The organism is Pontibacillus chungwhensis BH030062, from assembly GCF_000770675.1.
Taxonomy (GTDB): domain Bacteria; phylum Bacillota; class Bacilli; order Bacillales; family BH030062; genus Pontibacillus; species Pontibacillus chungwhensis.
In genome coordinates, this window is record NZ_AVBG01000008.1 from 17,743 (window position 1) to 40,890 (window position 23,148).

A 23,148-nucleotide genomic window follows, 5' to 3' on the forward strand; every position below is an offset into this window, starting at 1 on the left:
AGATCCCCTACAAAAAAATCCCCTGCAACTGTAAGGTTACAGGGGATTTTGAGGAGCTTGGCTCTTTACGCACTATATATTAAATAAGGAATAAATAGAACGAATAGCACATACATCATTGGATGCATGTCCTTGTGTTGTTTGGATGCAATCATTGTAATTGGATATACGATGAACCCAAGAGCGATACCTGTTGCGACACTACTTGTTAAAGGCATCATAAGAATGGTTATAAACGATGGGATCGCAATTTCGATTCGAGTCCAATCAATTGCTTTGGCCTCTGATGCCATCATTGCACCAACAATTATAAGAGCTGGTGCAGTTAGTGTAATTGGGACAATGGACAGAACAGGTTCAAAGAAGATTGCAATAGCAAAACAGATACTCATAATGACAGCTGTGAATCCTGTACGTCCTCCTGCTCCAATTCCTGCAGAAGATTCTACCATTGAAGCGGTAGTAGAAGTTCCAAGTGCAGCCCCTACCATTGAAGCTGTACTATCTGAAAGTAAAGCACGTCCTGCGTTTGGTACTTTATTGTCCTTCATTAAACCAGCTTGAGATGCAATGGCAATTAGGGTACCCGCTGTGTCGAAGAAAGCTACGAATAAGAACGTAAAGATTACAGGTAAAACAGCAGGAGAGAGCGCGTTGGCTAGGTTCTCAGGTTGGAGCGCCACACCAAGAGTTGGCTCTAAACTTGGAATACTCCCTACAATGGCGGCTGGCTTTTCAATCATACCTGTAAATAAACCTACAACCGTAGTAATAATAATCCCGTAAAAGATAGCACCTTTCCATCCGTAAGTTAGCATAATAATTGTAATAATAAATCCGAATACAGCTAAAAGCGTGCTCGCGTCCGTTAGATCTCCGAATGCTACAATCGTGTCAGGGTTACTCACAATCAAGCTCGAGTTTTTTAAACCAATAAAAGCAATAAAAAAGCCAATACCAGCTGATACAGCATGCTTTAAATTTTGGGGAATGGCGTTAATAATCTTTTCGCGGATTTTTAATAAGCTTAAGATTGTAAATAGAATTGCTGCTATAAATACACCAGTGATGGCTGTTTCCCAAGGAATCCCCATTGTATTTACAACTGCAAAAGTAAAGAATGAATTTAAGCCCATACTTGGTGCAATCCCAATCGGATAATTGGCGATTAAACCAATCATGAGTGTACCAAATATAATGGTTAAGGCCGTAGCGGTAAAGACAGCACCCTTATCCATTCCTGCCTGACTTAAAATCGCCGGATTGACAATTAGGATGTAGGCAAGTGCCAAGAAAGTTGTCATCCCAGCAATAGTTTCTTGTTTGAAATTCGTTTCGCGTTCTTTAAATTGAAAGAACTCTTGTATGCGGTTCATAGTTGATCCTCCCTTTATGCATTAGAAAAAGCTTCGGTTAGGTATCTACCGAAGCTTGAGATCTACAAAGGGATCGCGTATCAAAATCCAGAAGTGGAATTATAGATAAACGAAATCCCTTGTAGCCTAGCTATTTACGGTAGCTTAGTAGATACGTTCGAGCCCTATTCTCGAACTTATACAAGGAAATGAAGTGAAGTGTAGTGTATAGTATTAATTCATTGATGACGATATCGTCACTTAAGCAACTTTAGCAGTCTGGGATAGTACCGTCAACATTATTATCATTTTCGAAAAATTAAGTGTTTAAAGAAGGTAGAAGAAGATGGTCATACCAATGAACCCTCTTACTTCATGTAGGGTAAAAAAACTTATACAAAAAACACATATTTCTTATACATCTTTGCCATTTAATGCTATTATATGTAAACGAATAGACTACAATAAAAGGAGATTATAGTATGGAGATGAAAACAGATCATTCTCTGCGCGCTCTGTTCACCTTTTATTATTCGACCAGAGTTCCCATCTATTTCTTCGAGTACGCTAATCAGAATAAGACATCCTTAGGTGAGATTCCAGCGCCGTTCGAGCGTTTATACCAAGAAGAAAGGCAACTCATCCTAGAGAAAATGAAACAAAAAGGACGGGTTCACCACGTAACAGACGCTTTCCACCGCCACTTTTTAGCTATTAATACCGAAACATTTGCCTCGTTTCCAACAGGGTATGTTTGTATAGGGCCTTTCCTGTACAATGAGTTAAACAACCAGGATATTCAAGAAGCCTTTCAAAGACAAAGAGAATCTATTTATGTTTCGAGGAAGGTGTTAGCTTACTATTCCCAACTTCCTGTTGTTCATACGAAGCAAGTTCTTTATTACGGACAAGTCTTACTCGCCTTACTCACCACTGATTGGGACACGTCGATCCTTGATCAAACGTTTGATCAATTTACTTTTTTCCCTAAGAAAACAGAGCCATCTCAAGAAGACACAAAGTTCTTATCTCAAGCTTTTCAGTTAGAGCAAGAGTTCTTGCACAAGTTACGACAAGGAGACCCTTCTGCGATTGATGATTTGAGTCACGCCAAGTATTACCCTACTCCAACTTACGGGAAGGACAACATGGTACGTTCTTATAAGAACAGGTTAATTGCCACAGTGACGCTAGTAGCCCGAACAGCTATTGAAGCAGGAGTGAACGAAACGGAATCCCTATCCATTTCTTACTACTATATAAATGAAATCGAACAAAAAGAGAAAGTTGAAGATCTTATGCATTTAGAAAAAGTAATGGTCCATGATTATCTTTCTAAAATACAAAAACAAGAACAACATGACCACACCCCACTCATGCAAGCCTGTCTTGAGAGTATACAAGCTAACCTTCATAAACCTATTACAATTGAAAGAATGGCGAAGGAGTTAGGTGTAAGATCAGAGCACCTATCCAATCTCTTCAAAAAAGAAATTGGCCTCTCCCTTCAACAATACATTCATAGACAAAAAATGAAAGAAGTAAAAAAAGCATTACTGCACCAAAAAGACTCTATTTTATCCGTCGCAGAACAATACGGCTACAAGAGCGGTTCTCACTTCTCTCGTATATTTAAAAAATACGAAGGTGTATCACCAAGCAACTATCGAAAACAAAATGGGTTATAAAAACGAGGCTGTCACATGCAGCCTCGTTTCTTAATCATTTAACCGTTCTAAACGCTTGAAGTTCCAACTAATAGGGCGAGTTACTTCCATCTCTTCGAAATAGATTTTATACATCCTTTTCCGATCATCAACCTCTTCAATGGTACCTGTACCGAAGACAGGATGCTTTACCCGCTCTTCTTTCTTGAATTGAGCATCAGATGTGTGCGTCGAGTCCAATTGACTGTTCATCCGAATGACTTCCTTCGCCTCTTGTTCAAACCCATGCTCGATTATACCGATCCGTTCATATAGTGTTTCTTCTAGTTCAAACAGGAAACGAGAAGGATACTTCTTCTCTCCTCTTCCACTTGTCCCCTCAGATTCGGTCAGGTATAGTTCACGTTCCGCTCTAGTGATTGCGACATAAGCAAGGCGACGTTCTTCTTCAAGGGCGTACTCTTTTCTTTCTCTCAGAGATCGTTCATTAGGTATAACCCTATCATTAAATCCAACCAAGAAAACATACGGGTATTCTAATCCTTTCGAGGTGTGGATAGTCATTAGCTTTACAGCTTCTCGCTGGTCCTCTCTATCATTTTCCGTGTAAAGCGTAAGCATTTGTAAATAATATTCAAGAGAAATCTCTTCCCCCATTGCTCCTTCGTACTGTACAACGGAATGCTTCAGTTCCATAAGGTTATCTAACCTCTCATGATCTCCATCCTCACGAATAAAGGCTTCATATCCCGTAGCCTGCAATAAATCTTGAAGTAAATCTGCGACAGATAGTTCGTTCCTCTTTAGTTTCATTGCTTCTATGACTTCAATGAATTCTTTCGCTTTCGTACGGTTAAAGATAGAGTGGTCTATATGGTCACGTAACGTCTGATATAGTGACTTCCCTTCTTCTTCAGCCCGCTCTCGTAAAAAAGTAATTCGCTTCTTACCCATTTGTCTTCTAGGTGTATTTATTATTCTCATAAATGATAAATCATCTTCAAAAGCCACAAGCTTAAGATGAGCAAGCGCATCCTTAATTTCTTTACGTTCAAAGAACTTAAACCCTCCATAAATACTATAGTCTAAGTTTTCATGGATGAGCTCTTGTTCCACAAAGCGCGATAAGTAATTCGCACGGTATAAGATCGCTACCTCATTTAACGAGACGCCTCGCTCTTTTTGCAAAGATTGTATTCGTGAAACAATCCATTTGGCTTCTTCTTGCTCTGTCTTAGCATGATAATGAATGACAGTAGCGCCCTTTGGATTTTGTGTGAACATATCTTTATCCACTCTTAGTTTATTTTGCTTTATTAATGCATTTCCGAGATTTAAGATTTGAGGAGTTGAGCGGTAATTCTCATTTAGTAGGATCGTTTTACAACCAGGAAACCACTGATCAAAATTCACCATAAATTTCGGATCAGCGCCCCTCCATTCGTATATCGTTTGGTCTGGATCTCCAACAACAAATACATTTCCGTGACCTTTACTTAGGATTCGGATGAGCTCAAATTGTTTTGGACTGCTGTCTTGAAACTCATCTACTTGAATATAGTATAGTCTTTCTTGCCATTTCTCCAATACGTGCTTATATTCTTCAAAGAGAACTAATGTAAAGTTTAAAAGATCATCAAAATCGAGCCCATACACCCTTTTTTGCTTCTTTAAATAGGCCACTATAATCTTTTGGTCTAGCTCTTCTACTTGGTCAGGCTCAAGGCTTTTTTCCCTTGAAATAAGGTCATACACATAGCCGGTATCTGCTTTATATTCACCAATTTTCTTTAAAATTCGTGCAAACTTATGATCATTCACCTTTAACCCGAACTCTTCATAAATTTCCCTTAAGATTGATTTTTGATCTTCAGTGTCCAAAATAAGAAATTGCTTCGGATAAAAAAGATGGTGAATGTCTTCTCGTAAGATCCTCACACAAAAACCATGATACGTATTAATATAACCCGTATCCCTTTCTCCTCCTACAAGTTTTTTCACCCTTCTTCTCATTTCTTGAGCTGCTTTGTTTGTAAACGTGACACACAAGAGATTAGAAGGCTCAAGGCCTAATTCACTTACTAAATAGGCATATCGATTCGTTAGAGTTCGTGTCTTACCAGAACCAGCTCCAGCAATAACCCGAACAGCTCCTTCAGTTGTAGTAACCGCCGTTGTTTGCTGTTCATTTAGACCATTAAAAATTCCATCCACTTCCATATAACCAACCTCCGAACAGAACATTTGTTTGTACATCATTATACCAAACAACCCACCCCTTTAACCATGCACAGCAATGAAGGGTGCCAGTCCCCCTTTACTCAGGTAAAGGGGGACTGGCACCCTGCGATTATTTACAGTGATAAAGGCGACATAAAAAAGAGAGCTCAAATAGAGCTCTCCACACAGGCTTTTAAGAGAAATCAAATGCCCAGTTTCCATTACGGAAAACAGGTTCTGTTTCACCAGATGGCGTGATGCCGTCGATATCAAGTTCTCCTGATCCCATCATAAAGTCAACGTGAACAATGCTGTTATTCACACCGTTTTCATCAAGCTGATCATCATCCATCTTTGCTCCCCCCTCAATACTACTAGGGTAGGCTTTACCTAAAGCAAGGTGACAAGACGCATTCTCATCGTAAAGTGTGTTATAGAAAATAACGCCACTTTGAGAAATTGGGGACTGATGAGGAACAATGGCAAGCTCCCCTAAACGACGAGCCCCTTCATCCATGTTTAACAGTTGCTCTAATGTTTCGTATCCTGTTTCTGCTTCAAAATCAACCACTTTACCTTCTTTGAATGTTAAAGAGAAGTTTTCGATTAAGTTTCCTCCATAACTAAGTGGTTTTGTACTTGAAACGGTGCCATTCACTCCGTATTTATGAGGTAATGTAAAGACTTCTTCAGTAGGCATGTTTGCATTAAAGGAAATCCCTTGCTCTGATTTAGACGATCCACCTTTCCAAACATGACCATCAGGTAGATCTACCTCAAGATCGGTACCTGGGGATTTATAAATCAATTTCTTAAATTGCTTCTTATTAAGATAATCACGAGCTTTCCCTAACGTTTTATTATGCTCATCCCATGCTTTCAGGGGTTCTTCTTGGTCTACTCTCGTGATCGTAAAGATCTGTTCCCAAAGCTTTGATACCGCCTCTTCTTCCGATACATCAGGGAAAACCTTTTTAGCCCATTCTGTATTTGGTATGGCTACGATTGACCAAGTAATCTTGTCATTCATCGTGTACTTTCTAAAGTTCTTCATCGCTTCTCCACTTGCTTTACTAGCGGCTGCTATTCGAGAAGAATCAATGCCATTTAAATTATCAGGGTCGGTTGAACGAATAGATAAAACAGCAGCACCATTTTCAGCGAAGTAGTCATATTGATCTACTTTCCATTGAGGGACTGTTTCTAATACATCTTGTGAAGCATGTTCAAAGTAAAGACGTTGCATAACATCATCGGACCAGTTAATATGAACATCTTTTGCACCAGCTTCATAGGCTTTCCTAGCTACAATACGCGCAAACTCAGCACCATCAACTGGAGCATTCAACATAAGAATTTGGTCTTTCTGTAAGTTGACTCCTTTATGTATAGCTAACTCTGCGTATTTTTCTAACTGTTGTGTTGCAGGCATATAAGCCCTCCTTTTAAGTGTTTTGAATACTTCGACTTCTATTTAGCATAACAAATCCCGGCCTTTTTTGTAACAAAAGCCTTCTAACTATTCCTTTATTATCCACTATTAAGAATCGTTTTTCTTCACGGGATGTAAAAATAAGGGACAGAACCATGCTTATCAGAAAAGACTGGACTGAGCCACCGTGAATTCAAAGGAACTCTTACACTTTTTATCAAAAACTATGTAACATTCCCCAAAAACTTCGATGCAAAGCGAGATTTTTTCATTTTTTTCGACAAAATTCCAGTACCTCTTCAACCCAGTATTTTCAGTAAGTTTGTCCAGTTTGATCATCACGTTCTTTTCAATTAATTCAAATAGATTATACAATTTGTTCTGTACAAAAAGTTATCAATCTATTATGATTAAATATGTACTTTACAGAAAGGACGATTATATGAATAAAAAAATAATGGATTGGCCCACATTTGCAGGGGCATTATTCCTACTATTATCAGTTACAATTCCACTCATTTTATTTCCTCAAAAAGGTCAGATTGTTGTAGACAAACTCCAAGGGATCATAACCACAAACTTCGGTGTTGTCTTCATGATGGTTGGCCTCGGCATTTTCTTATTCCTTCTCTATGTCGCATTTAGTAAAAACGGTCAAGTTAAATTAGGTGACAAAGGTGAAAAGCCTGAATTCAATACATTCTCCTGGGCAGCGATGTTATTCTGTGCCGGAATCGGTTCTAGTATTCTATACTGGGGTACAATCGAGTGGGCTTACTACTACCAATCTCCTCCATTCGCCGCTGAAGGTGGCACGAAAGAAGCGATCCAATGGGCAAGTGTTTACGGGATCTTCCACTGGGGACCAATCGCTTGGGCCATTTATACATTACCCGCACTACCAATTGCTTATTTCTATTATGTTCGTAAAAAGCCTGTATTAAAAATTAGTGAAGCTTGTCGACCTGTTATCGGAAAACGAGCTGACGGCCCTCTAGGTACGATTATTGATGTTCTATTCATGTTTGGTTTAATGGGCGGTGCCGGTACGACACTAGCACTAGGGACACCTATGATAGCCGAAGGAATTTCAAGTCTTACTGGCGTTGAAGTTACACTCGGACTTAAAACGGGTATACTAGTAGTTTGTACTATTATTTTTGGCATTAGTGCTTACTCAGGATTAAAAAAAGGAATTAAAGTACTAAGTGACGTAAACTTATGGTTATCACTTTTCTTACTTGCCTTTGTATTTATTTTCGGACCAACGAAATTCATCTCTGAAACAACGTTTAATAGTCTTGGTTTATTAGCGGATAACTTCTTCCGTATGGCTACTTGGACAGAATCATTTGCTGGTCTTAACTCCATTGCTGAAACAAGCTTCCCAGAATCATGGACGGTTTTCTACTGGGCTTGGTGGCTTGTATACGCACCATTCGTTGGACTCTTCATTGCTAGAATCTCGCGTGGACGTACAATTAAGCAGATGGTTCTTGGAACAATGCTTTACGGTACACTAGGATGCGTTCTTTTCTTCGGAGTAATCGGAAACTATGGTATGTACATGCAACTTACAGGACAATTTGATGTTATCGGTGTCTTAAATACACAAGGAGCACCAGCTGCAATTATTAGTGTAATCGCACAATTGCCAATGGCTCCTATCATGATTACAACCTTTACTGTTCTAGCAATTATCTTCCTTGCAACAACATTTGACTCCAGTTCTTACATACTGGCGTCTGTTGTACAGAATTACGTTGAAGAAGAACCCTTACGTTGGAATCGATTGTTCTGGGCCTTTGCCCTTTGCCTACTTCCACTTACCCTAATGTTTTTAGGCGGCTTAGGAACATTACAAACAGCTAGTATCGTCGGAGGAACACCATTATTATTCATTATGGTCATGCTAGCCTGGTCATTTATGAAAGCTTCAAACGAAGACATCGTTGCTTCAGATGACTACCAACCAAAAACAATTAATCTAGATTCTAAACAAATCAAACGACGCTTAAAGCGCAAAAAACGTCTTCAAAAAGAACAAGAACAAGAAGACTCTCAAGTAAGCTAACCCCCTATTTATATAGAAGAAAAGGTGCTCCTTCACTAAGGAGCACCTTTTTTATTTAGGCTGTATTAAACAATAATATAGAAGATAAGTTTGTTGGAAACTCGAAGCTGAGAAAATGTTTCCGTTCACGTTAGTTTAGTCTAAGGTGGGCCTGGAAACTACTCGCTTTCCTGTGGGGAGCTGGTGAGCCTCCTCAGCCGGCACGCCGGCTTCCGGGATCTCACCGAGGCTCTTCTACCCACGGGAGTCTCGCAGTTTCCAGGCCCACCTTTGCCATATAAGAATGAACGAAAACATGCCATATAGGGTGACATCAGATCTCCTGATGCGAACTGCGGGCCGTTCACCTCCTTAAAAGCCAGGGCTTGCTCGGGGACTGCGAGACTCCCGCGGGAAAAGGAGCCTATCTAGTTCCGGCGTGGAGGACCTAGCGAGACAAGTCATCTTTTTTACAAAGGCTTAACGCCTTTTCCAAAAAGCTGTCTTGTCCGTACGGTCCTAGGCACCACGCCTGCACTTTTAAACCAGGGAAGACCCCACAGAGAGCGAAAGCGAACGAGGAGGCTCTAAAAAGAAGGGGAAGTTCGACTAAAACCGTCACGTCCTGTGACAATGTCGAACGACCCCACATCGTGTGGGGCCGCAGGAAAGCGAGTTGTCCCCGAGCAAGCCCAAGCACTCATAAACGTAACGGACCTTCCCAGCTGAAATATCCCACAAAAAAAGCAGCACTCTTCAAAAGAGTACTGCTTCACCTTATACACCTCGTCGGTTACCCCAAAGAAGCGCATGCACCTGAGGCAAGACGCGGACGCGGTTCAGTTCTGTCGAGGCCATTACTTGCTCAATAAGCCATTCATACTTCCCTAACAAATGATGCATCAGTTTCGTATCATCTGCTTCATCCGTATCGTCGTTCCCAACCTGTACGAAGAACGGAATACCAGGATAGCGTTTATGCACTCCTTTGGCATACTCCAAGTCTTCTTCATCAAATACAACAACTTTCAAGCTCGTTGTTTGAGGATCTAGTTGTTCAATAATGTCATCAAGCTTCTGCCAGTCCGTTTTCATCATTGAGCTTGGTGGCTTCGGTGAAATCGTAAGGTCATCTATACTTGTAAACCAGTCCTGCCACTTACTCCCCTGCGTTTCAAGAGCGACCTCACAACCATTCTCGTGTAAGAGATCGACGAGCTTGCCCATATGTTTTAACAATCCAGGGTTGCCACCAGAGATTGTAACGTGATCAAAGGATCCTCCACCAACTTGTTTTAGCTCATGAAATATTTCTTCAGCTGTTAGTAAACGAATGTCCTCTTTCGCACTTCCGTCCCAAGTGAAGGCGGAGTCGCACCAGGCACAGCTGTAATCACAGCCAGCTGTCCGTACAAACATCGTCTTTCGCCCAACAACCATCCCTTCCCCCTGAATAGTCGGTCCGAATATTTCTAAAACAGGAAGTTTACTCAAGCTCCATCCACTCCCTTCTTGCCTCTGCAAAGCTTGTTGGTGTTTCGTAAAGCTTTACAAATTCAACACGAAGGGACTGATCATTTTGCGGTAATGCGCCCGCCATCTTCTCATAAATCCACACGACCATGTTTTCGGCAGTCGTATTCATTAAAGGTAGTGTTTCATTAATGTAACGGTGATCTAGGTGGACTTCAATTTGTTCTTTCCAAATTTGCTTAATATCACCAAAGTCCATTACAATACCGATCTCATCCGTGTAACCACTAATGCCAAACACAACACGATACGTGTGTCCGTGTAAGTTCTTACATTTCCCTTCATAGCAATGCAGATGGTGAGCAGCATCAAACGTGAATTCTTTACTTACCATGACGCGCTTTTTATGATACTGAAGGTCACTACGCTTAATATCCTGGTCAATTTTCTGTAAGTCTTCTACGATGCGAAATCCATATTGATCCATAGCCATTATGCGTTCGCTCCTTCTTTTTGATTGATATAAGTGTCTAAACCGTTTTGTCTTAATTTACAAGATGGGCATTCGCCACAGCCTGAGCCACGAACACCGTGGTAACACGTTAACGTACGTTCCTTCACGTAAGTAAGCGCATTAAGGTCATCCGCAAGCTCCCATGTTTGTGCTTTGTCTAACCACATTAACGGCGTATGAACAACGAACTGATCGTCCATTGATAGATTAAGCGTTACGTTAAGAGATTTAATAAATACATCACGGCAATCCGGGTAGCCGCTGAAATCTGTCTCACAAACACCTGTTACGATATGCTGCGCGCCAATTTGTTTCCCCATAATAGATGCAAAAGATAAGAATAATAGATTACGTCCCGGTACAAATGTAGAAGGTAGATCACCATTTTCCCCATCTTTCACCTCAATATCATCTCTAGTCAGAGCGTTTGGTGCCAACTGACTTAATAATGACATATCTAGTATGGTATGCTTCACACCCAAATCTTCAGCTATCTCTTTTGCAACTTCAATTTCCTCATCATGACGCTGATTATAATCAAACGTCACCGCCTCTACTTCATCAAAATGCTTCATTGCCCAGAAAAGACAAGTCGTACTATCCTGTCCCCCACTAAACACAACAAGGGCTTTCTTATTATCCATAAAAAAATTCTCCTTTCATTATAAAAAGAGAATTCTACACACCCGTACATCAATTCGAACTAAATAAAAAAACCATACCTAAGGCGAAGGTACAGTTCGATCCTTAGTTTTTTATAGAGGGTGTAGCTAGAACCTCTCCTGCATCAACCATGCAGATTTTCATTCAATTTTTTGTCTACTTGATTGTAACATAGACCGCATTAAAACGTAAGATACTGAGACAAAATTGGATTGGTCCTTTACGGGAAAAGGTGCTTGGGCTTGTTGGGGGACAACTCGCTTTCCTGCGGGGAGCTGGGAAGCCTCCTCGTTCGCTACGCTCTCTGCGGGGTCTCCCCTAGGCTCCTCTTCCCGCGGGAGTCTCGCTGTCCCCCAACAACCCCTGACATAGGTAGTTGAAAGGACCCTCTCTCCCCCTCCAAGAAATAGCATGTTTCCGTTCCTCAATACTTGGCAAAGGTGGGCCGGGAAACTGCGAGACTCCTGCGGGAGAAAGAGCTAGACGAGATCCCGCAGGGCGATTTCCCCGAGGAAGCTCGACAGCTCGCCCGCGGAAAGCGAGTAGATTCCCGGCCCACCTTACCCGACACAAACGTAAACGGAAACATTCACTAAACTTCGCCCCCTCCATCTTACTAACTCTATAAAAATACTTACATAAATCAAAACATTAAATATGTCCATACAAAAAAGAAAGCTAGCAGCTCGTTTCCAAGGTGCTAGCTTTCTCTTATGGGAGTGGTTTTTACAATTTAGGAGTCTTTTTACAATGCACACGGGGGAAAAGATTCTCCAATTGCATAAAGGGAAAAAGCCGCCAAACCTTTCTATCTAAACCGGTTAAACATTTGTGGGACACGGAGTTCAATAAGCCAAAGGATATTGTTTAAACCTGACGTAATCGACAATAACGAAAGGGGGGCGTTTGGCGACTTTTTTTATGGGTAAAAGGTGGTCAATGGCGTTTGACCTTCTATAATGTATCAAGTTGAAAATGCTTTCAGCAACATAAAATACTTGGAAATCAAGATGTTTTTATTTTCTCAATAATCCAAACAAAGAATTATAGTAGATTTACCAGTTATTAATTTCATTACACTTTCATCTTAGATATGATGGGAGGAGCAAGAATAAGCCGGAGGTGTAAACGATGAACATTTATCATAAACTCTATGAATACATAAACAATAACGTATCAGACATTACAGAAACATGGCTAAACATGCGCGACCACGATATAACTTCCTACTACTCTTCAACAAAGAGTAATGCTAGTACTGACCAACTAAGGAATGAGAATTATCAATTAATCGAATCTCTATCAAATGTTTTCATTTCTGAGAAAACAGATCCAAATCTTGAACTAAAAGACTGGGCGCAACAAATTTCTGAAAAACGAGTGGGAGAGCAGGTACCTATTAATGAAGTACTTGGGCAGTTCTCAAATTTCCGGAAAGCGATTTGGCAACACCTTAAGACATTTGTCAATGAATATAATATTGGGATCGAAGAGGCAATGGATATCGGCCAAATGTTTAACGACGCCCAAGACTATGTGATTTATCAATTCTCTAAGCATTATTACGAAACAAGCATTCGCCAAATCCATACTCAACAACAGCTTATCAATGAATTAAGCGCACCCGTTATACCTATTACAGATAAAGAAGCCATCATTCCTCTTATTGGTGACTTAGATCCTGAGCGCACGAAACATATTCAAGAACATACGTTAGAACAATGCAACCAGCATCCTTATGAAACACTTTACCTTGATATGTCAGGCGTTCAAAACATCGATACCCTGGTAGCTCATCATTTATATCAACTTATTCAATCCCTAGATCTTCTAGGAGTAAAGTCTGTCCTATGCGGAATGAATCCAAAAGTAGCACAAGTAGCTATCCAACTCGGAATCAACTTCTCCAATGTGCCTATTAAAAGCACGCTTTATCATGCACTTGAAGAAGCATCCTTACACCAAGGAAAGTGATTTCTGATAGGCTCCAAAGACTCAAGTATAAACATATACTTGAGTCTTTTTTTACTAAAGATTTCCTTTTTCTTCATATTTTATGGTTTAATTATATCTATAGGAGGGTATTTTCCTAAGGAATTGGTTATAGGAGGAAAGTCTTATGCATGCATTTGCTAATCAGATACAAACCTACTCATTTGAAGACGACGGAGAGATCCCAAATAGTCCGCTTCCGCTATTGGTTTATCCAGGAGTACTAAACGAATACATCGATCAGATGGACGAGATCTTTTTACAAAAAGGGTGGCACAGTACATGGATTGGCTCAATCTTACCCCACCACCATTACCATAGCACTGCCCACGAGGTGCTCGGGGTCCTAAGCGGTGAAGCCACAGTTCAGTTTGGTGGTCAAAGTGGACGGAAATTAGAAGTATCCCCGGGTGATGTTCTTATTATCCCAGCAGGTGTAGGACACAAACAGCTTTATGGTTCGAGAGATTTCCTTGTTGTTGGAGCTTATCCAGAAGGCCAGTATAAAGATATGCGAAAAGGCAATCCAAACGAGCGCCCTGAAGTCTTACAAAACATTAAAGAGGTTACTCTCCCTTCAACAGATCCCGTATTTGGAGACGATCTTCTGTTCTTAGAGTATTGGGGCAAATAATAGGCAATACATATAAGAAGAGGCTCCCACTAAATGAGAGCCTCTTCTTATTCGTGTGAATGATTAAGAAGCTGACTTATCACGCTAGGTCCTAGGCACCACACCTGCACTTTTAAAACTAGGGAAGACCCCACAGTGAGCGACAGCGAACGAGGAGGCTTCCCAGCTCCCCGCAGGAAAGCGAGTTGCCCCCGCGAGCTAGCCCAACCACTCATCAAACATGACGGTCCTTTCCAGCTTAAATACCTCAACTTAGAGCCTTCCACATAAGGCGGCTTATGTGAAAACAATCAACATTCACTAGTAACAGAGACAAAAAAAGCCTGACCTACTATTGTAGATCAGACTTTCCCGGATGCTATCAAAGGTCGCGACTCTGGCTCTCTCTCCACCTCAGGATCAGACACAGTTTGTGGCATTAACCAAAAGGCATACCATCCACCTTCTTTAATAATAGAGTTGTAATCTGATAGTGTAAGACCTGAAGCGTCAGCTAACTCTTCTATATCCTCAGAGGAAGGGAGCGCATATAAGTTAGAGTGTGCCGTAAAGAAACTATTGAAGGCTGTAGAAAATGCCTGCCCCTGAGCTGTTTCGTTCACAGGTGTAATGACTGAGATGCGACCTTCATCAGATAACCAGGTCGTTAAATTACTCAAAAGTTCCGTGCGTGCGATTGGGTCTAAATAGTGAAATACATTATGCAATAGAATCAAATCAGCTTTTTCACCCTCTTCAGGACGCCAATCACTAGCATCTGCAACAATATAATCTATATTGTCATATCCTGCTGAAGCCTTTCTCGCTGATTCGACTACCCGTTCATTCACATCCACACCTAGCATTTGTACTTCAGGGAAATCTTTCGCAAGCTTTCTTAAGTAGCCTCCGTGTCCACAACCTAAATCAATCACGGTTTCTACTTTATGTTCTTTCATCATCTTCTTAATCCGACGTATGGCGAAGTGCTCTAACAATGTAGACGTTTCCGCCACCACATCTCCGAACTTCTCATGATTGAATACCGCACGTTCGTTTGATTTCATGTACTTTGGATAAGCAAGTAATGTGGGGATGTGCAGTTCCATCATCTCTTTTAAGAGAGCCCCCACACTGTTTGATCCATCTTCAAGAAACTCCCCACAGTGATGTTTAGACGTTCGATACCGTCCACCTGTCCGTTTTCGTAAATGCTTAATGGAAGCCCCCACATCTACCCAACACTGCAAAAGCTCTTTACTGAGTCCTGTTTCTGCTACAACTTCATCTACTGTCTTCGGATTCTTGAAAGTCTTAAATAAGTCTAACTCATATCCTACGTAGGCATGCCAGGTAGGTAAGAATGATTCATTCCGTTTCATCCAATTTCTCGCCTTTAAGGCGGTTTGGATTATATTCATTTCCCATCACTCCTCTTTCCCCCATGGATAGTCTTCCGTACGTTAAAAAATATTTAAGCTGTTTTGATTCTGAGATGCTTCGTTTAGGAAAGATACCGATTTGAATAAGACGGTCCACTAAGGATTATGTAATGTTAATCTATTCCACTCACCCAAATAGTTGAAACATCTCAACTATCCGCCCATTTCCTTTTCGTATCGTAACCTACAATCTTTTGATAAAATATTGAATAACCTTCAATAAGGAGGATTCATTCATGTTTATCTATCAAATTAACAAAGAACTTCATTTAAAATTACTAGATACAACAGATGTAGACCGACTATTTCAATTGGTTCATTCGAATCGAATCCACTTAAGAAAATGGTTACCTTGGATCGATGAAACAGAAAGACCAGCAGATACTAAACGTTTTATTGAAGGAACCATGAAGAAATTCGCTGATAACAAGGGGTTTGAAACTGGCATTTATTATAAGGGAGAGCTAGCCGGTGTGATTGGCGTCCATCAATTGGACCATCAAAATAAACACACGAGTATTGGATATTGGCTAGGTGAGAAGTTCCAGGGTAAAGGGATCATTACAAAAGCCGTTTCCACCTATCTGCATTATCTATTTGAAACACGTGAATTTAATAGAGTAGAAATACGCTGCGCAAAGAGAAATAAGAAAAGCCAAGCTATCCCTGAGCGCCTAGGCTTCACAAAAGAAGGAACGATCAGACAATGTGAGTGGTTATACGATCGTTATGTAGATCATGTTGTTTACAGTCTCTTAAAAGAAGAGTATGAACTTATGAAATAAGAAAAGCTGGTGTAGAGGTCGTTGAAGACTTGTACACCAGCTTTTTATGCAAGGGTATTATGCGCGTTCTGATTGTTTTTCTTTATTCCGAAGTTCAACCCGGCGGATTTTTCCTGATGTTGTCTTTGGTAACTCATCAAGATACTCAATTTTTCTAGGGTATTTATAAGGAGCTGTATGATCTTTGACATGTTGTTGAAGTTCACGGGTAAGCTCGTCTTGGTCCACATGAATGTTCTGCTTCAACACCACAAACGCTTTCACAATGTTCCCTCTGACTTCATCAGGACTAGCTACGACGGCACACTCTTGCACAGATGGATGTTTCACAAGAGCATCCTCTACCTCAAAAGGTCCAATTGTATATCCTGAACTGATGATAATGTCATCACTCCGCCCCTCAAACCAGAAGTACCCATCTTCATCCATACTAGCTTGGTCCCCAGTTAAATAGTAATCCCCTCTATAAGACATCTTCGTACGTTCTGGGTCTTTATAATATTCTTTAAATAGAGCTGGTGTATTCAGATGAACGGCAATATCACCGATCTCTCCCGCCCCTAATGGTCGCCCTTCTTCATCAATAATCGCAACTTCATTACCAGGCGTCGGTTTCCCCATTGACCCTGGTTTAACTTCCATACCTTTTAATATACCAACTAACAGCGTATTTTCCGTTTGGCCATATCCATCCCTCACCGTTACATTAAAGTGGTTCAAGAAGATATCAATAACTTCCCTATTTAATGGTTCACCTGCTGATACGGCACTGTGTAAGTGTGATAAATCAAACCGGTCTAAGCCATCTTGCTTCGCCATCAATCGATATTCAGTTGGAGTACAGCACAATACGTTGATCTTGTGGTTATCCAACAAGGTCAGATAGCGTTCAGGATCAAATTTACCTTGGTAGACAAAACCAGTAGCTCCGGTGCCCAGAACAGATAAGAACGGACTCCATATCCACTTTTGCCAGCCAGGACCCGCTGTAGCCCACACTTTATCTCCTTCTTCAATAGCCAGCCATTTATAAGCAGCTGTCCGCAGGTGAGCAAACCCCCACCCATGGGTATGTACAACCCCTTTAGGGTTCCCTGTTGTTCCAGATGTGTAAGATAGAAATGCCATGTCATCCCTTGATGTAGGAGCGATCTCAAGATAATCATTCTCTTGGTCCATTAAATAATCTAAGTAAAGCCACCCTTCCGATTCGTGTCCTACAACAAATTTAGTTACTTGACCAATTCCATCTACCTCAGCAAATTGGTCCACATAAGGGTAGTAACTGACTACAGCCTTAACTTCCCCATGCTTAATTCGATATTGAAGATCCTTCGCACGAAGCATTTCTGAACTCGGAATGACGACAAGACCAGCTTTCAGTGCACCAAGATAAACTTCATACGCTTCAATGAGCCGAGGAACCATGACTAATACTTTATCCCCTTTCTTAAGTCCCTGCCTTAAGAAAGCGTTACCAATTTTACTTGCACGTTTTATCAGTTTCCGGTATGTTATCTCACGAGCATTACCAGAATCATCTTCCCAGTGAAGAGCTGTATGGTTCGAATCGTTCGCAAACCGCTCTACTTCACTCACGACATTATACTGCTCTGGAGCAATTAAATCTTCACGTTTCATCCTGACATCCCCTCTCAACAAATTGATCGACTTCATTATACCAAATTTTCTAACAATTTAGGAAGAGGCATATTCTCCCCACCCGCACTACACTTTCTTAATCTATATAAGGGGAGGATAGCTGAAGACTCGAAGCTGAGACACTTTAGGTGAATAGGTCCGTTGCTGTAAAAGTGCTTGGGCTTGCTCGGGGACAACTCGCTTTCCTGCGGGGAGCTGGGAAGCCTCCTCGTTCGCTATCGCTCTCTGTGGGGTCTCCCCTAGGCTCCTTTTCCCGCGGGAGTCTCGCAGTCCCCGAGCAAGCCCTTTCAATAGATGGTGAACGGACCTCACGCAATCCTTGTTCTTAAGCCCTCACTACCATTTATAGCGCGTTTCCGTCTCCTCACATTTGGCAAAGGTGGGCCTGGAAATTGCGAGACTCCTGCGGAAGAAAGAGTTAGACGAGATCCCGCAGAGAGCGAAAGCGAACGAGGAAGCTCGGCAGCTCGCCCGCGGAAAGCGAGTGATTTCCAGGCCCACCTAACGCTCCATTAAAGCTGACGGAAACCTTCCCCCGTCTATCGAAAACATAAAAAAGCACGAGGCATTCCTTCTATACAATAGAAGGAATGAACCTCGTGTTTATTAGGAGATGAGTTCAACCTCATCTTGATAATTCGGATGGAACCGATAATACATTGGATAAGTTTTCATATACCAAAACTGTATGGCTGGGCCTAAGAATAGAATACCAGCTAATGTCCCAAGACCAACAGGACCACCAATAAGAAATGCACTTGTAGCCATAACAACAGCTACGACCGTTTGCCCCATGCGCAAGCTTAGATTAAAGCGGCGGCTTACAGTTAAGAACAGCTGATCCACTGGTGCTCTTGGGAACTCAGGAATAATATAGATTGCTACACCAAGACCCGTAATGAGGACACCTGATATAAGCATAACAACTTGTAATAGAAACGGAGCTGTTGAAAAGTCTAAATGTCCAAAGACAATCTCTAACCAAAAATCCAAAATAAAACCTTCCAAGATCACAGGAATCACTGCTCTAAATTCAGGTGCTTGCTTAATTAGCCATCCATTGACAAAGATAATGAGAAATTGAAAGATGGCATACCAAGTACCCACCGTAAGACCAAATAGGTCGGACATACCAATAAAAAACGATGTCCAGAATCCCGCTCCAAGTGTGGCATTAATAATTAATGCTACACCAAAGAAATTCACAAACATTCCAAGAAGGTAAACCGTTACTCTATAAGTCATGACGATTTCCTCCTTTCTTTGATGTAATTATTCGCTAAGCTGTAGGGCCAATTGAAAAATCCTGAAAACATTCTACACCCGCTTATACGAGGTGGTCAACACGTGTAATCCAGTTATTCAATAACGTTTTTTAACAATTTTATTACACTCAAAAATGATATCGTATTCACTGATTCACACTTACATAAAAACAGTAATAATAACCGATCATTTCAAAAAAAGAAACCTGAACCGCCATCCCCTCTAAATCCTCCAGAGAAGTATACGTTCAGGTTTCTTTTATCTATTTATACTAATTCAAGTTCGTCTTGATATGCTGGGTGTAGTCGGTAATACATAGGGTATGCGTGCGTATACCAGAACTGAATGCCAGGTCCGAGGAAGAACATATTCGCTAATGTTCCGATTCCTACAGGTCCTCCAATAAGGTACGCACTAATCGTTACAATGACAGCTACGATGGTTTGTCCTGTGCCTAAACTTACATTAAAACGTTTCCCTATCGCCAAGAACAATTGGTTCATTGGCCCACGTGGGAATTCAGGTAAGATATAAATCGCAACACCAAGGCCACAAAAGATGACGCCAGCGATTAACATAACGATTTGTACAGCATACGGTGCTGTTGTGAAATCAATACGAGAGAAGACGATCTCTAACCAAAAATCTAATATTAAGCTTTCTAACACTACTGGAATAACTGCTTTATATTCTGGAGCTTGTTTAATGAGCCAGGCATTTAAAAAGATAATTAAAAACTGAAAGATCCCTGTCCATGTTCCGACTGTCAATCCAAATAAGTCAGACAGACCGATAAAGAATGATGCCCAGAACCCTGCTCCTAATGCCGCATTTACAATTAAGGCTACACCGAAGAAGTTTACAAACATTCCTAACAAATAAACCGTTATTCTATAAGTCAACAAAGCGTCCCCTTTCTTAGTTCCATTGGCTAAGATGAGCTTTATTTTTAAACCATTGATAATTGTAAAATCTACCACTTTTAGAGTCAACACTTATAACAATATTTTTTACCATTTTAGGTTTAAATTTCTACTTGAAAGGGAATTGAAATCGTTATCTTTTTAGGTGCTTTTATATTGATTCTATTAAATTATTTAGCCGAGGATTAGAGACTTCCATATAAGGAGGCATATATGGAACAACACTTCATAAAAAAGACTGATTGCGAAATGGCTCACCATTCAACAAATCAGTCTTTGAGGACGTTCTCTAGCGAACGATATGTGGTTTTATCTAAATTCATTGATTCTAAACTAACTTGCATATGACGCTCGATTAAATGCATCAATTGATCAAGATTCCGGTTACTAAGAGCTTCAATGATATGCTCATGCTCAACGAAGCGTGTACTTCCTTCCATCGATGAGTCAGCATCGTAGAAGACATCATATAATACTAGATAGACATTCATCTGATCCAATATTCGCTCCATATAGTCTTGCAAAAACGTATTCCCAGTCTTCTGAGCTAGATACATATGAAAGGATTTATTGACGTGAATATATCTTAGTATATCGGCGCTTTCATACGTTTCTTTTTCGCTAGAAACCAGCTCTCTCATGACTTCTAGGTCCTCGTCTGTTATCTCATCAATTGCTAAGCGAGCTGCAGTACTCTCTAGTTCCTTTCTCATGACAAACGCTTGTCTGATTTCTTCTACTGTAGGTTGAACAACAAAGGCTCCTCTATTTGGAACAATCGTGACGAGTCCTTCTTGCTCTAAACGAATCATTGCGTGTCGAATGGGCGTTCTAGAAACACTAAGCTGCTCAGCAATCGTCTTCTCAACTAGTTGCGTTCCAGGAGCAATCTTCCTATAAAGAATCGCTTCTTTAAGGGATTGATGAACGCGATCAATCATTGATTTTTTCTCACTCATGGTGAACAATTCATCCTTTATAAACAAGTTCTATTTTGACAAGTTTATTTACCATCTACTTTTAGGCCAAACGTTTAAAGTTCTCTCCGATGATTTCATTCATCGAATGAACGGTAATAAATGCTGTATGGTCAATTTCAGCAATATATTTCTTAAGACGCGTATAATCCTTACGTTTCAGAATCGTTGTAATAACTTCTTTAGAATCCTGGGTAAAGGCACCTTTAGCAGTATGAATCGTTGCCCCTTTTCCAAGTTCATTGACGATAAAGTGTTGAACTCGTTCACTTTCACGACTGATAATGACAATCTCTTTGTTATTATCAAATTGCTGCAGTGCGTAATCAATCACAATTCCATTCAGAATAACACCAAAGAAGGCATATAGTCCGATTTGTGGACCGAATAAGAATATGGATGATGTTGCAATAGCAATATCCGAAAGCAAGACAGCCTTACCAAGTTCTAGGGAGAAGAATTTATTAATAATCATAGCAATAATATCGGTTCCTCCCGTAGATGCTCCCTGGTGAAAGACCATAGCAATACCAGCAGCAGCTATCATTTGGCCGATAATTAGTTGGATTAGAATATCATCGGATAACGGTTGGCTAAGGGGAGCAAATCGCTCAAGTGCCCAAACCATGAACGAAACCGCAAAGCTTGTATAAATGGTTTTCGCTCCAAAGTTAAATCCGATAAAGATAAAGCCTAGTATGAAACAAAGCACGTTCAAGATTAACATAACAAGTCCCAATGAAATGTCCGGATAGATATTATGAAGAACGATAGAAAGACCACTTACTCCGCCTGTTGCCAGGTTGTTTGGAGATAGGAAAAAGTGAACGTTTACCGCTAAACAAAATACACCCAGATTAATGATTAAAAAGGAAAGAACCTTTTTGAACATACGCATCTTCCTTTTCTTCAAATTGTTTTCGTATTGTCGATCAAAATTGTAGTACAATCTGAAATTATAAGACTCATAGAAGACCGTGTAAACAGCTGAATTTAACTTTTTACAAAAAATCCACACAAGCGCTGAAACCTTGATACGGAGCCTTCGGAAAGCGTTTACTTAAACAAATTTTCTAACAATTATAAAGAAGTTAATACTTTTCAATCTACTCTATGTATTTGCAATTTATAAGCTATTACATTGCTAAGACAAATTAAAACGCTTAGAGTTAAAAACTCTAAGCGTAGCTACTTTTAAAATGTAATACCTATTCAAACAAAAGGGTCCTACTCGCCTTCCTCCAAAGCCTTCTTGATTAGCTCCAAATGCTCTTTGTCTTCTCGCTGAAGGGTTCTCTTAAAAATCGGTTTAATCATCTTCATCTTCAATGCAGAAGTCTTCAGTTCGCACTCAAGCTCAAGTCTGGTCTGATTCTCTTCTTCATGGAAGGAATAACGATAGATTGTTTCTAACCCTTCAAGCGCGCTTCGTACAGAATAGCGCTCATTTGGCACATATTCAATCACCTCAATTGTAGAGGTACCTTGCCTCCCCTTGATCTCTCGTGTTTCTTTCAACTTTGTCCCGACTCCAAATGCACCATCCGTAATTGATTCCATTTGTACTACATTAGGCATTACGTCTTTAAAATGTTCTATATTAGTTGTAAATGCAAAAACCTCTTCACAAGGTTTTGCGATTACAATTTTGTCTGTAAATGCACTCATTTCCAGTCTCCTCCCCTTAACGTTCTTATTAAGCTAGTATATCAAACGGGGCGAGATTAAATCTATGAAGTATGCGGTAAACAAGGTGGGTCCATGGATGTTTGTGCATGGATAATATATGAAAGCGCTTCCTTTTCAGATAAGAATTTCCCCTCAATCGGGAACCAGCCGAAACGCTCTCTTAAATCCTGGACCGCTTTCAACTCTATATACTTTAAATTCCCTCTATCATCCCGATACACAGCATAACCTTCTGTATCAAGCTGAATTTTCCCTTGCCGCAACCGATTTTGTACATACTTCCTGGCTTGCTTCTGCGTAGGAAAACCTCCTACAACATCAACGTAGCCCCATACTTTTTGAAAACTTTGGTAATCATAACTAGACAATATAAAAAAGCAATCAGGGGTTTGCACGACAACAAAGCGTTTCGCTCTTTCCAT

Annotated in this window: 19 protein-coding genes and 2 riboswitches; of the genes, 5 read left to right on the forward strand and 14 right to left on the reverse strand. The window is 40.5% G+C overall.

The features are described 5' to 3' along the window. Positions 1-65: 65 nt before the first annotated feature. Positions 66-1,367, reverse strand: a complete 1,302-nt coding sequence (locus tag N780_RS11220; RefSeq protein ID WP_156969165.1) for an NCS2 family permease — start codon at positions 1,365-1,367, stop codon at positions 66-68. A 111-nt stretch (positions 1,368-1,478) separates the two neighbouring features. Then, a riboswitch (purine riboswitch) is annotated at positions 1,479-1,580 on the reverse strand. A gap of 257 nt (positions 1,581-1,837) precedes the next feature. On the opposite strand from N780_RS11220, the gene N780_RS11225 reads away from it, so the two are divergent. Then, a complete protein-coding gene (locus N780_RS11225; protein ID WP_036783922.1) occupies positions 1,838-3,043 on the forward strand; it encodes a helix-turn-helix domain-containing protein in 1,206 nt (401 codons plus the stop codon). A gap of 30 nt (positions 3,044-3,073) precedes the next feature. Here N780_RS11225 and N780_RS11230 read toward each other — a convergent pair whose 3' ends face one another. Together N780_RS11230 and N780_RS11235 are read right to left on the reverse strand one after the other, a co-directional pair. Continuing rightward, positions 3,074-5,281 (reverse strand): ATP-dependent helicase, encoded by a 2,208-nt coding sequence (locus tag N780_RS11230; RefSeq protein WP_232299529.1) that lies wholly within the window; start codon positions 5,279-5,281, stop codon positions 3,074-3,076. Positions 5,282-5,435: 154 nt separating this feature from the next. Continuing rightward, a complete protein-coding gene (locus N780_RS11235; protein WP_036783925.1) occupies positions 5,436-6,674 on the reverse strand; it encodes an aminopeptidase in 1,239 nt (412 codons plus the stop codon). A 442-nt stretch (positions 6,675-7,116) separates the two neighbouring features. Between N780_RS11235 and N780_RS11240 the strand changes: the two genes are divergently transcribed. Next, a complete protein-coding gene (locus N780_RS11240; RefSeq protein WP_036783928.1) occupies positions 7,117-8,748 on the forward strand; it encodes a BCCT family transporter in 1,632 nt (543 codons plus the stop codon). 756 nt (positions 8,749-9,504) lie between these two features. Here the strand turns inward: N780_RS11240 and queE are convergent. From queE to queC, 3 genes are read right to left on the reverse strand one after another with little or no spacing between them, the layout of a single operon-like run. Further along, a complete protein-coding gene (queE, locus tag N780_RS11245) occupies positions 9,505-10,221 on the reverse strand; it encodes a 7-carboxy-7-deazaguanine synthase QueE (RefSeq protein WP_036783931.1) in 717 nt (238 codons plus the stop codon). Then, positions 10,214-10,693 (reverse strand): 6-carboxytetrahydropterin synthase QueD, encoded by a 480-nt coding sequence (gene queD, locus N780_RS11250; RefSeq protein WP_036783933.1) that lies wholly within the window; start codon positions 10,691-10,693, stop codon positions 10,214-10,216. The genes queE and queD overlap by 8 nt, the downstream gene beginning before the upstream one ends. Continuing rightward, entirely contained in the window at positions 10,693-11,358 is a 666-nt protein-coding gene (gene queC / locus N780_RS11255) for a 7-cyano-7-deazaguanine synthase QueC (RefSeq protein WP_036783936.1), read from the reverse strand. The genes queD and queC overlap by 1 nt, the downstream gene beginning before the upstream one ends. A gap of 97 nt (positions 11,359-11,455) precedes the next feature. Continuing rightward, a riboswitch (PreQ1 riboswitch) is annotated at positions 11,456-11,500 on the reverse strand. A 1,008-nt stretch (positions 11,501-12,508) separates the two neighbouring features. Here queC and N780_RS11265 point away from each other — a divergent pair. Both N780_RS11265 and N780_RS11270 read left to right on the forward strand, forming a co-directional pair. Continuing rightward, positions 12,509-13,351: an STAS domain-containing protein gene (locus tag N780_RS11265; RefSeq protein WP_036783943.1), complete on the forward strand. Its 843-nt coding sequence runs from the start codon at positions 12,509-12,511 to the stop codon at positions 13,349-13,351. A 145-nt stretch (positions 13,352-13,496) separates the two neighbouring features. Next, entirely contained in the window at positions 13,497-14,003 is a 507-nt protein-coding gene (locus N780_RS11270) for a cupin domain-containing protein (RefSeq protein ID WP_036783945.1), read from the forward strand. Positions 14,004-14,344: 341 nt separating this feature from the next. Here the strand turns inward: N780_RS11270 and N780_RS11275 are convergent, their stop codons facing one another. Next, on the reverse strand, positions 14,345-15,403 hold the full coding sequence (locus N780_RS11275) for a class I SAM-dependent methyltransferase (protein ID WP_052115026.1): 1,059 nt from the start codon (positions 15,401-15,403) through the stop codon (positions 14,345-14,347). A 257-nt stretch (positions 15,404-15,660) separates the two neighbouring features. Between N780_RS11275 and N780_RS11280 the strand changes: the two genes are divergently transcribed. Beyond that, positions 15,661-16,209, forward strand: coding sequence for a GNAT family N-acetyltransferase (locus N780_RS11280; protein ID WP_036783947.1), 549 nt, complete (start codon positions 15,661-15,663; stop codon positions 16,207-16,209). Between the two features lie 57 nt (positions 16,210-16,266). On the opposite strand, the gene mbcS is transcribed toward N780_RS11280, so the two are convergent. The 7 genes from mbcS to N780_RS11315 form a co-directional block, all read right to left on the reverse strand. Next, positions 16,267-17,850, reverse strand: a complete 1,584-nt coding sequence (gene mbcS, locus N780_RS11285; protein WP_036783949.1) for an acyl-CoA synthetase MbcS — start codon at positions 17,848-17,850, stop codon at positions 16,267-16,269. 627 nt (positions 17,851-18,477) lie between these two features. Beyond that, the gene (locus N780_RS11290) at positions 18,478-19,116 is read right to left on the reverse strand and encodes a YczE/YyaS/YitT family protein (RefSeq protein WP_036783952.1); all 639 of its coding nucleotides are present in this window, start codon (positions 19,114-19,116) and stop codon (positions 18,478-18,480) included. A gap of 287 nt (positions 19,117-19,403) precedes the next feature. Next, positions 19,404-20,039, reverse strand: a complete 636-nt coding sequence (locus N780_RS11295) for a YczE/YyaS/YitT family protein (RefSeq protein WP_036783955.1) — start codon at positions 20,037-20,039, stop codon at positions 19,404-19,406. Positions 20,040-20,329: 290 nt separating this feature from the next. After that, positions 20,330-21,019 carry a GntR family transcriptional regulator gene (locus N780_RS11300; protein ID WP_052115027.1) on the reverse strand — a complete coding sequence of 230 codons (690 nt, stop codon included), beginning with the start codon at positions 21,017-21,019 and terminating at the stop codon, positions 20,330-20,332. Between the two features lie 61 nt (positions 21,020-21,080). Continuing rightward, positions 21,081-21,929 (reverse strand): YitT family protein, encoded by an 849-nt coding sequence (locus tag N780_RS11305; protein ID WP_036783957.1) that lies wholly within the window; start codon positions 21,927-21,929, stop codon positions 21,081-21,083. Between the two features lie 335 nt (positions 21,930-22,264). Further along, positions 22,265-22,705: an SRPBCC family protein gene (locus tag N780_RS11310; RefSeq protein ID WP_036783959.1), complete on the reverse strand. Its 441-nt coding sequence runs from the start codon at positions 22,703-22,705 to the stop codon at positions 22,265-22,267. Between the two features lie 62 nt (positions 22,706-22,767). Continuing rightward, entirely contained in the window at positions 22,768-23,148 is a 381-nt protein-coding gene (locus N780_RS11315) for a hypothetical protein (RefSeq protein ID WP_036783962.1), read from the reverse strand.

Excerpts from the sequence above, each read along its gene's own strand:
- queC (WP_036783936.1), bottom strand. The coding sequence starts at position 11,358 with ATGGATAATAAGAAAGCCCTTGTTGTGTTTAGTGGGGGACAGGATAGT.
- N780_RS11310 (WP_036783959.1), bottom strand. The coding sequence starts at position 22,705 with ATGAGTGCATTTACAGACAAAATTGTAATCGCAAAACCTTGTGAAGAG.
- mbcS (WP_036783949.1), bottom strand. The coding sequence starts at position 17,850 with ATGAAACGTGAAGATTTAATTGCTCCAGAGCAGTATAATGTCGTGAGT.
- N780_RS11280 (WP_036783947.1), top strand. The coding sequence starts at position 15,661 with ATGTTTATCTATCAAATTAACAAAGAACTTCATTTAAAATTACTAGAT.
- N780_RS11240 (WP_036783928.1), top strand. The coding sequence starts at position 7,117 with ATGAATAAAAAAATAATGGATTGGCCCACATTTGCAGGGGCATTATTC.
- N780_RS11265 (WP_036783943.1), top strand. The coding sequence starts at position 12,509 with ATGAACATTTATCATAAACTCTATGAATACATAAACAATAACGTATCA.
- N780_RS11225 (WP_036783922.1), top strand. The coding sequence starts at position 1,838 with ATGGAGATGAAAACAGATCATTCTCTGCGCGCTCTGTTCACCTTTTAT.
- N780_RS11230 (WP_232299529.1), bottom strand. The coding sequence starts at position 5,281 with ATGATGTACAAACAAATGTTCTGTTCGGAGGTTGGTTATATGGAAGTG.
- N780_RS11290 (WP_036783952.1), bottom strand. The coding sequence starts at position 19,116 with ATGACTTATAGAGTAACGGTTTACCTTCTTGGAATGTTTGTGAATTTC.
- N780_RS11275 (WP_052115026.1), bottom strand. The coding sequence starts at position 15,403 with ATGAATATAATCCAAACCGCCTTAAAGGCGAGAAATTGGATGAAACGG.
- N780_RS11270 (WP_036783945.1), top strand. The coding sequence starts at position 13,497 with ATGCATGCATTTGCTAATCAGATACAAACCTACTCATTTGAAGACGAC.
- N780_RS11305 (WP_036783957.1), bottom strand. The coding sequence starts at position 21,929 with ATGTTCAAAAAGGTTCTTTCCTTTTTAATCATTAATCTGGGTGTATTT.
- N780_RS11300 (WP_052115027.1), bottom strand. The coding sequence starts at position 21,019 with ATGAGTGAGAAAAAATCAATGATTGATCGCGTTCATCAATCCCTTAAA.
- queD (WP_036783933.1), bottom strand. The coding sequence starts at position 10,693 with ATGGCTATGGATCAATATGGATTTCGCATCGTAGAAGACTTACAGAAA.
- N780_RS11315 (WP_036783962.1), bottom strand. The coding sequence starts at position 23,148 with ATGGAAAGAGCGAAACGCTTTGTTGTCGTGCAAACCCCTGATTGCTTT.
- N780_RS11235 (WP_036783925.1), bottom strand. The coding sequence starts at position 6,674 with ATGCCTGCAACACAACAGTTAGAAAAATACGCAGAGTTAGCTATACAT.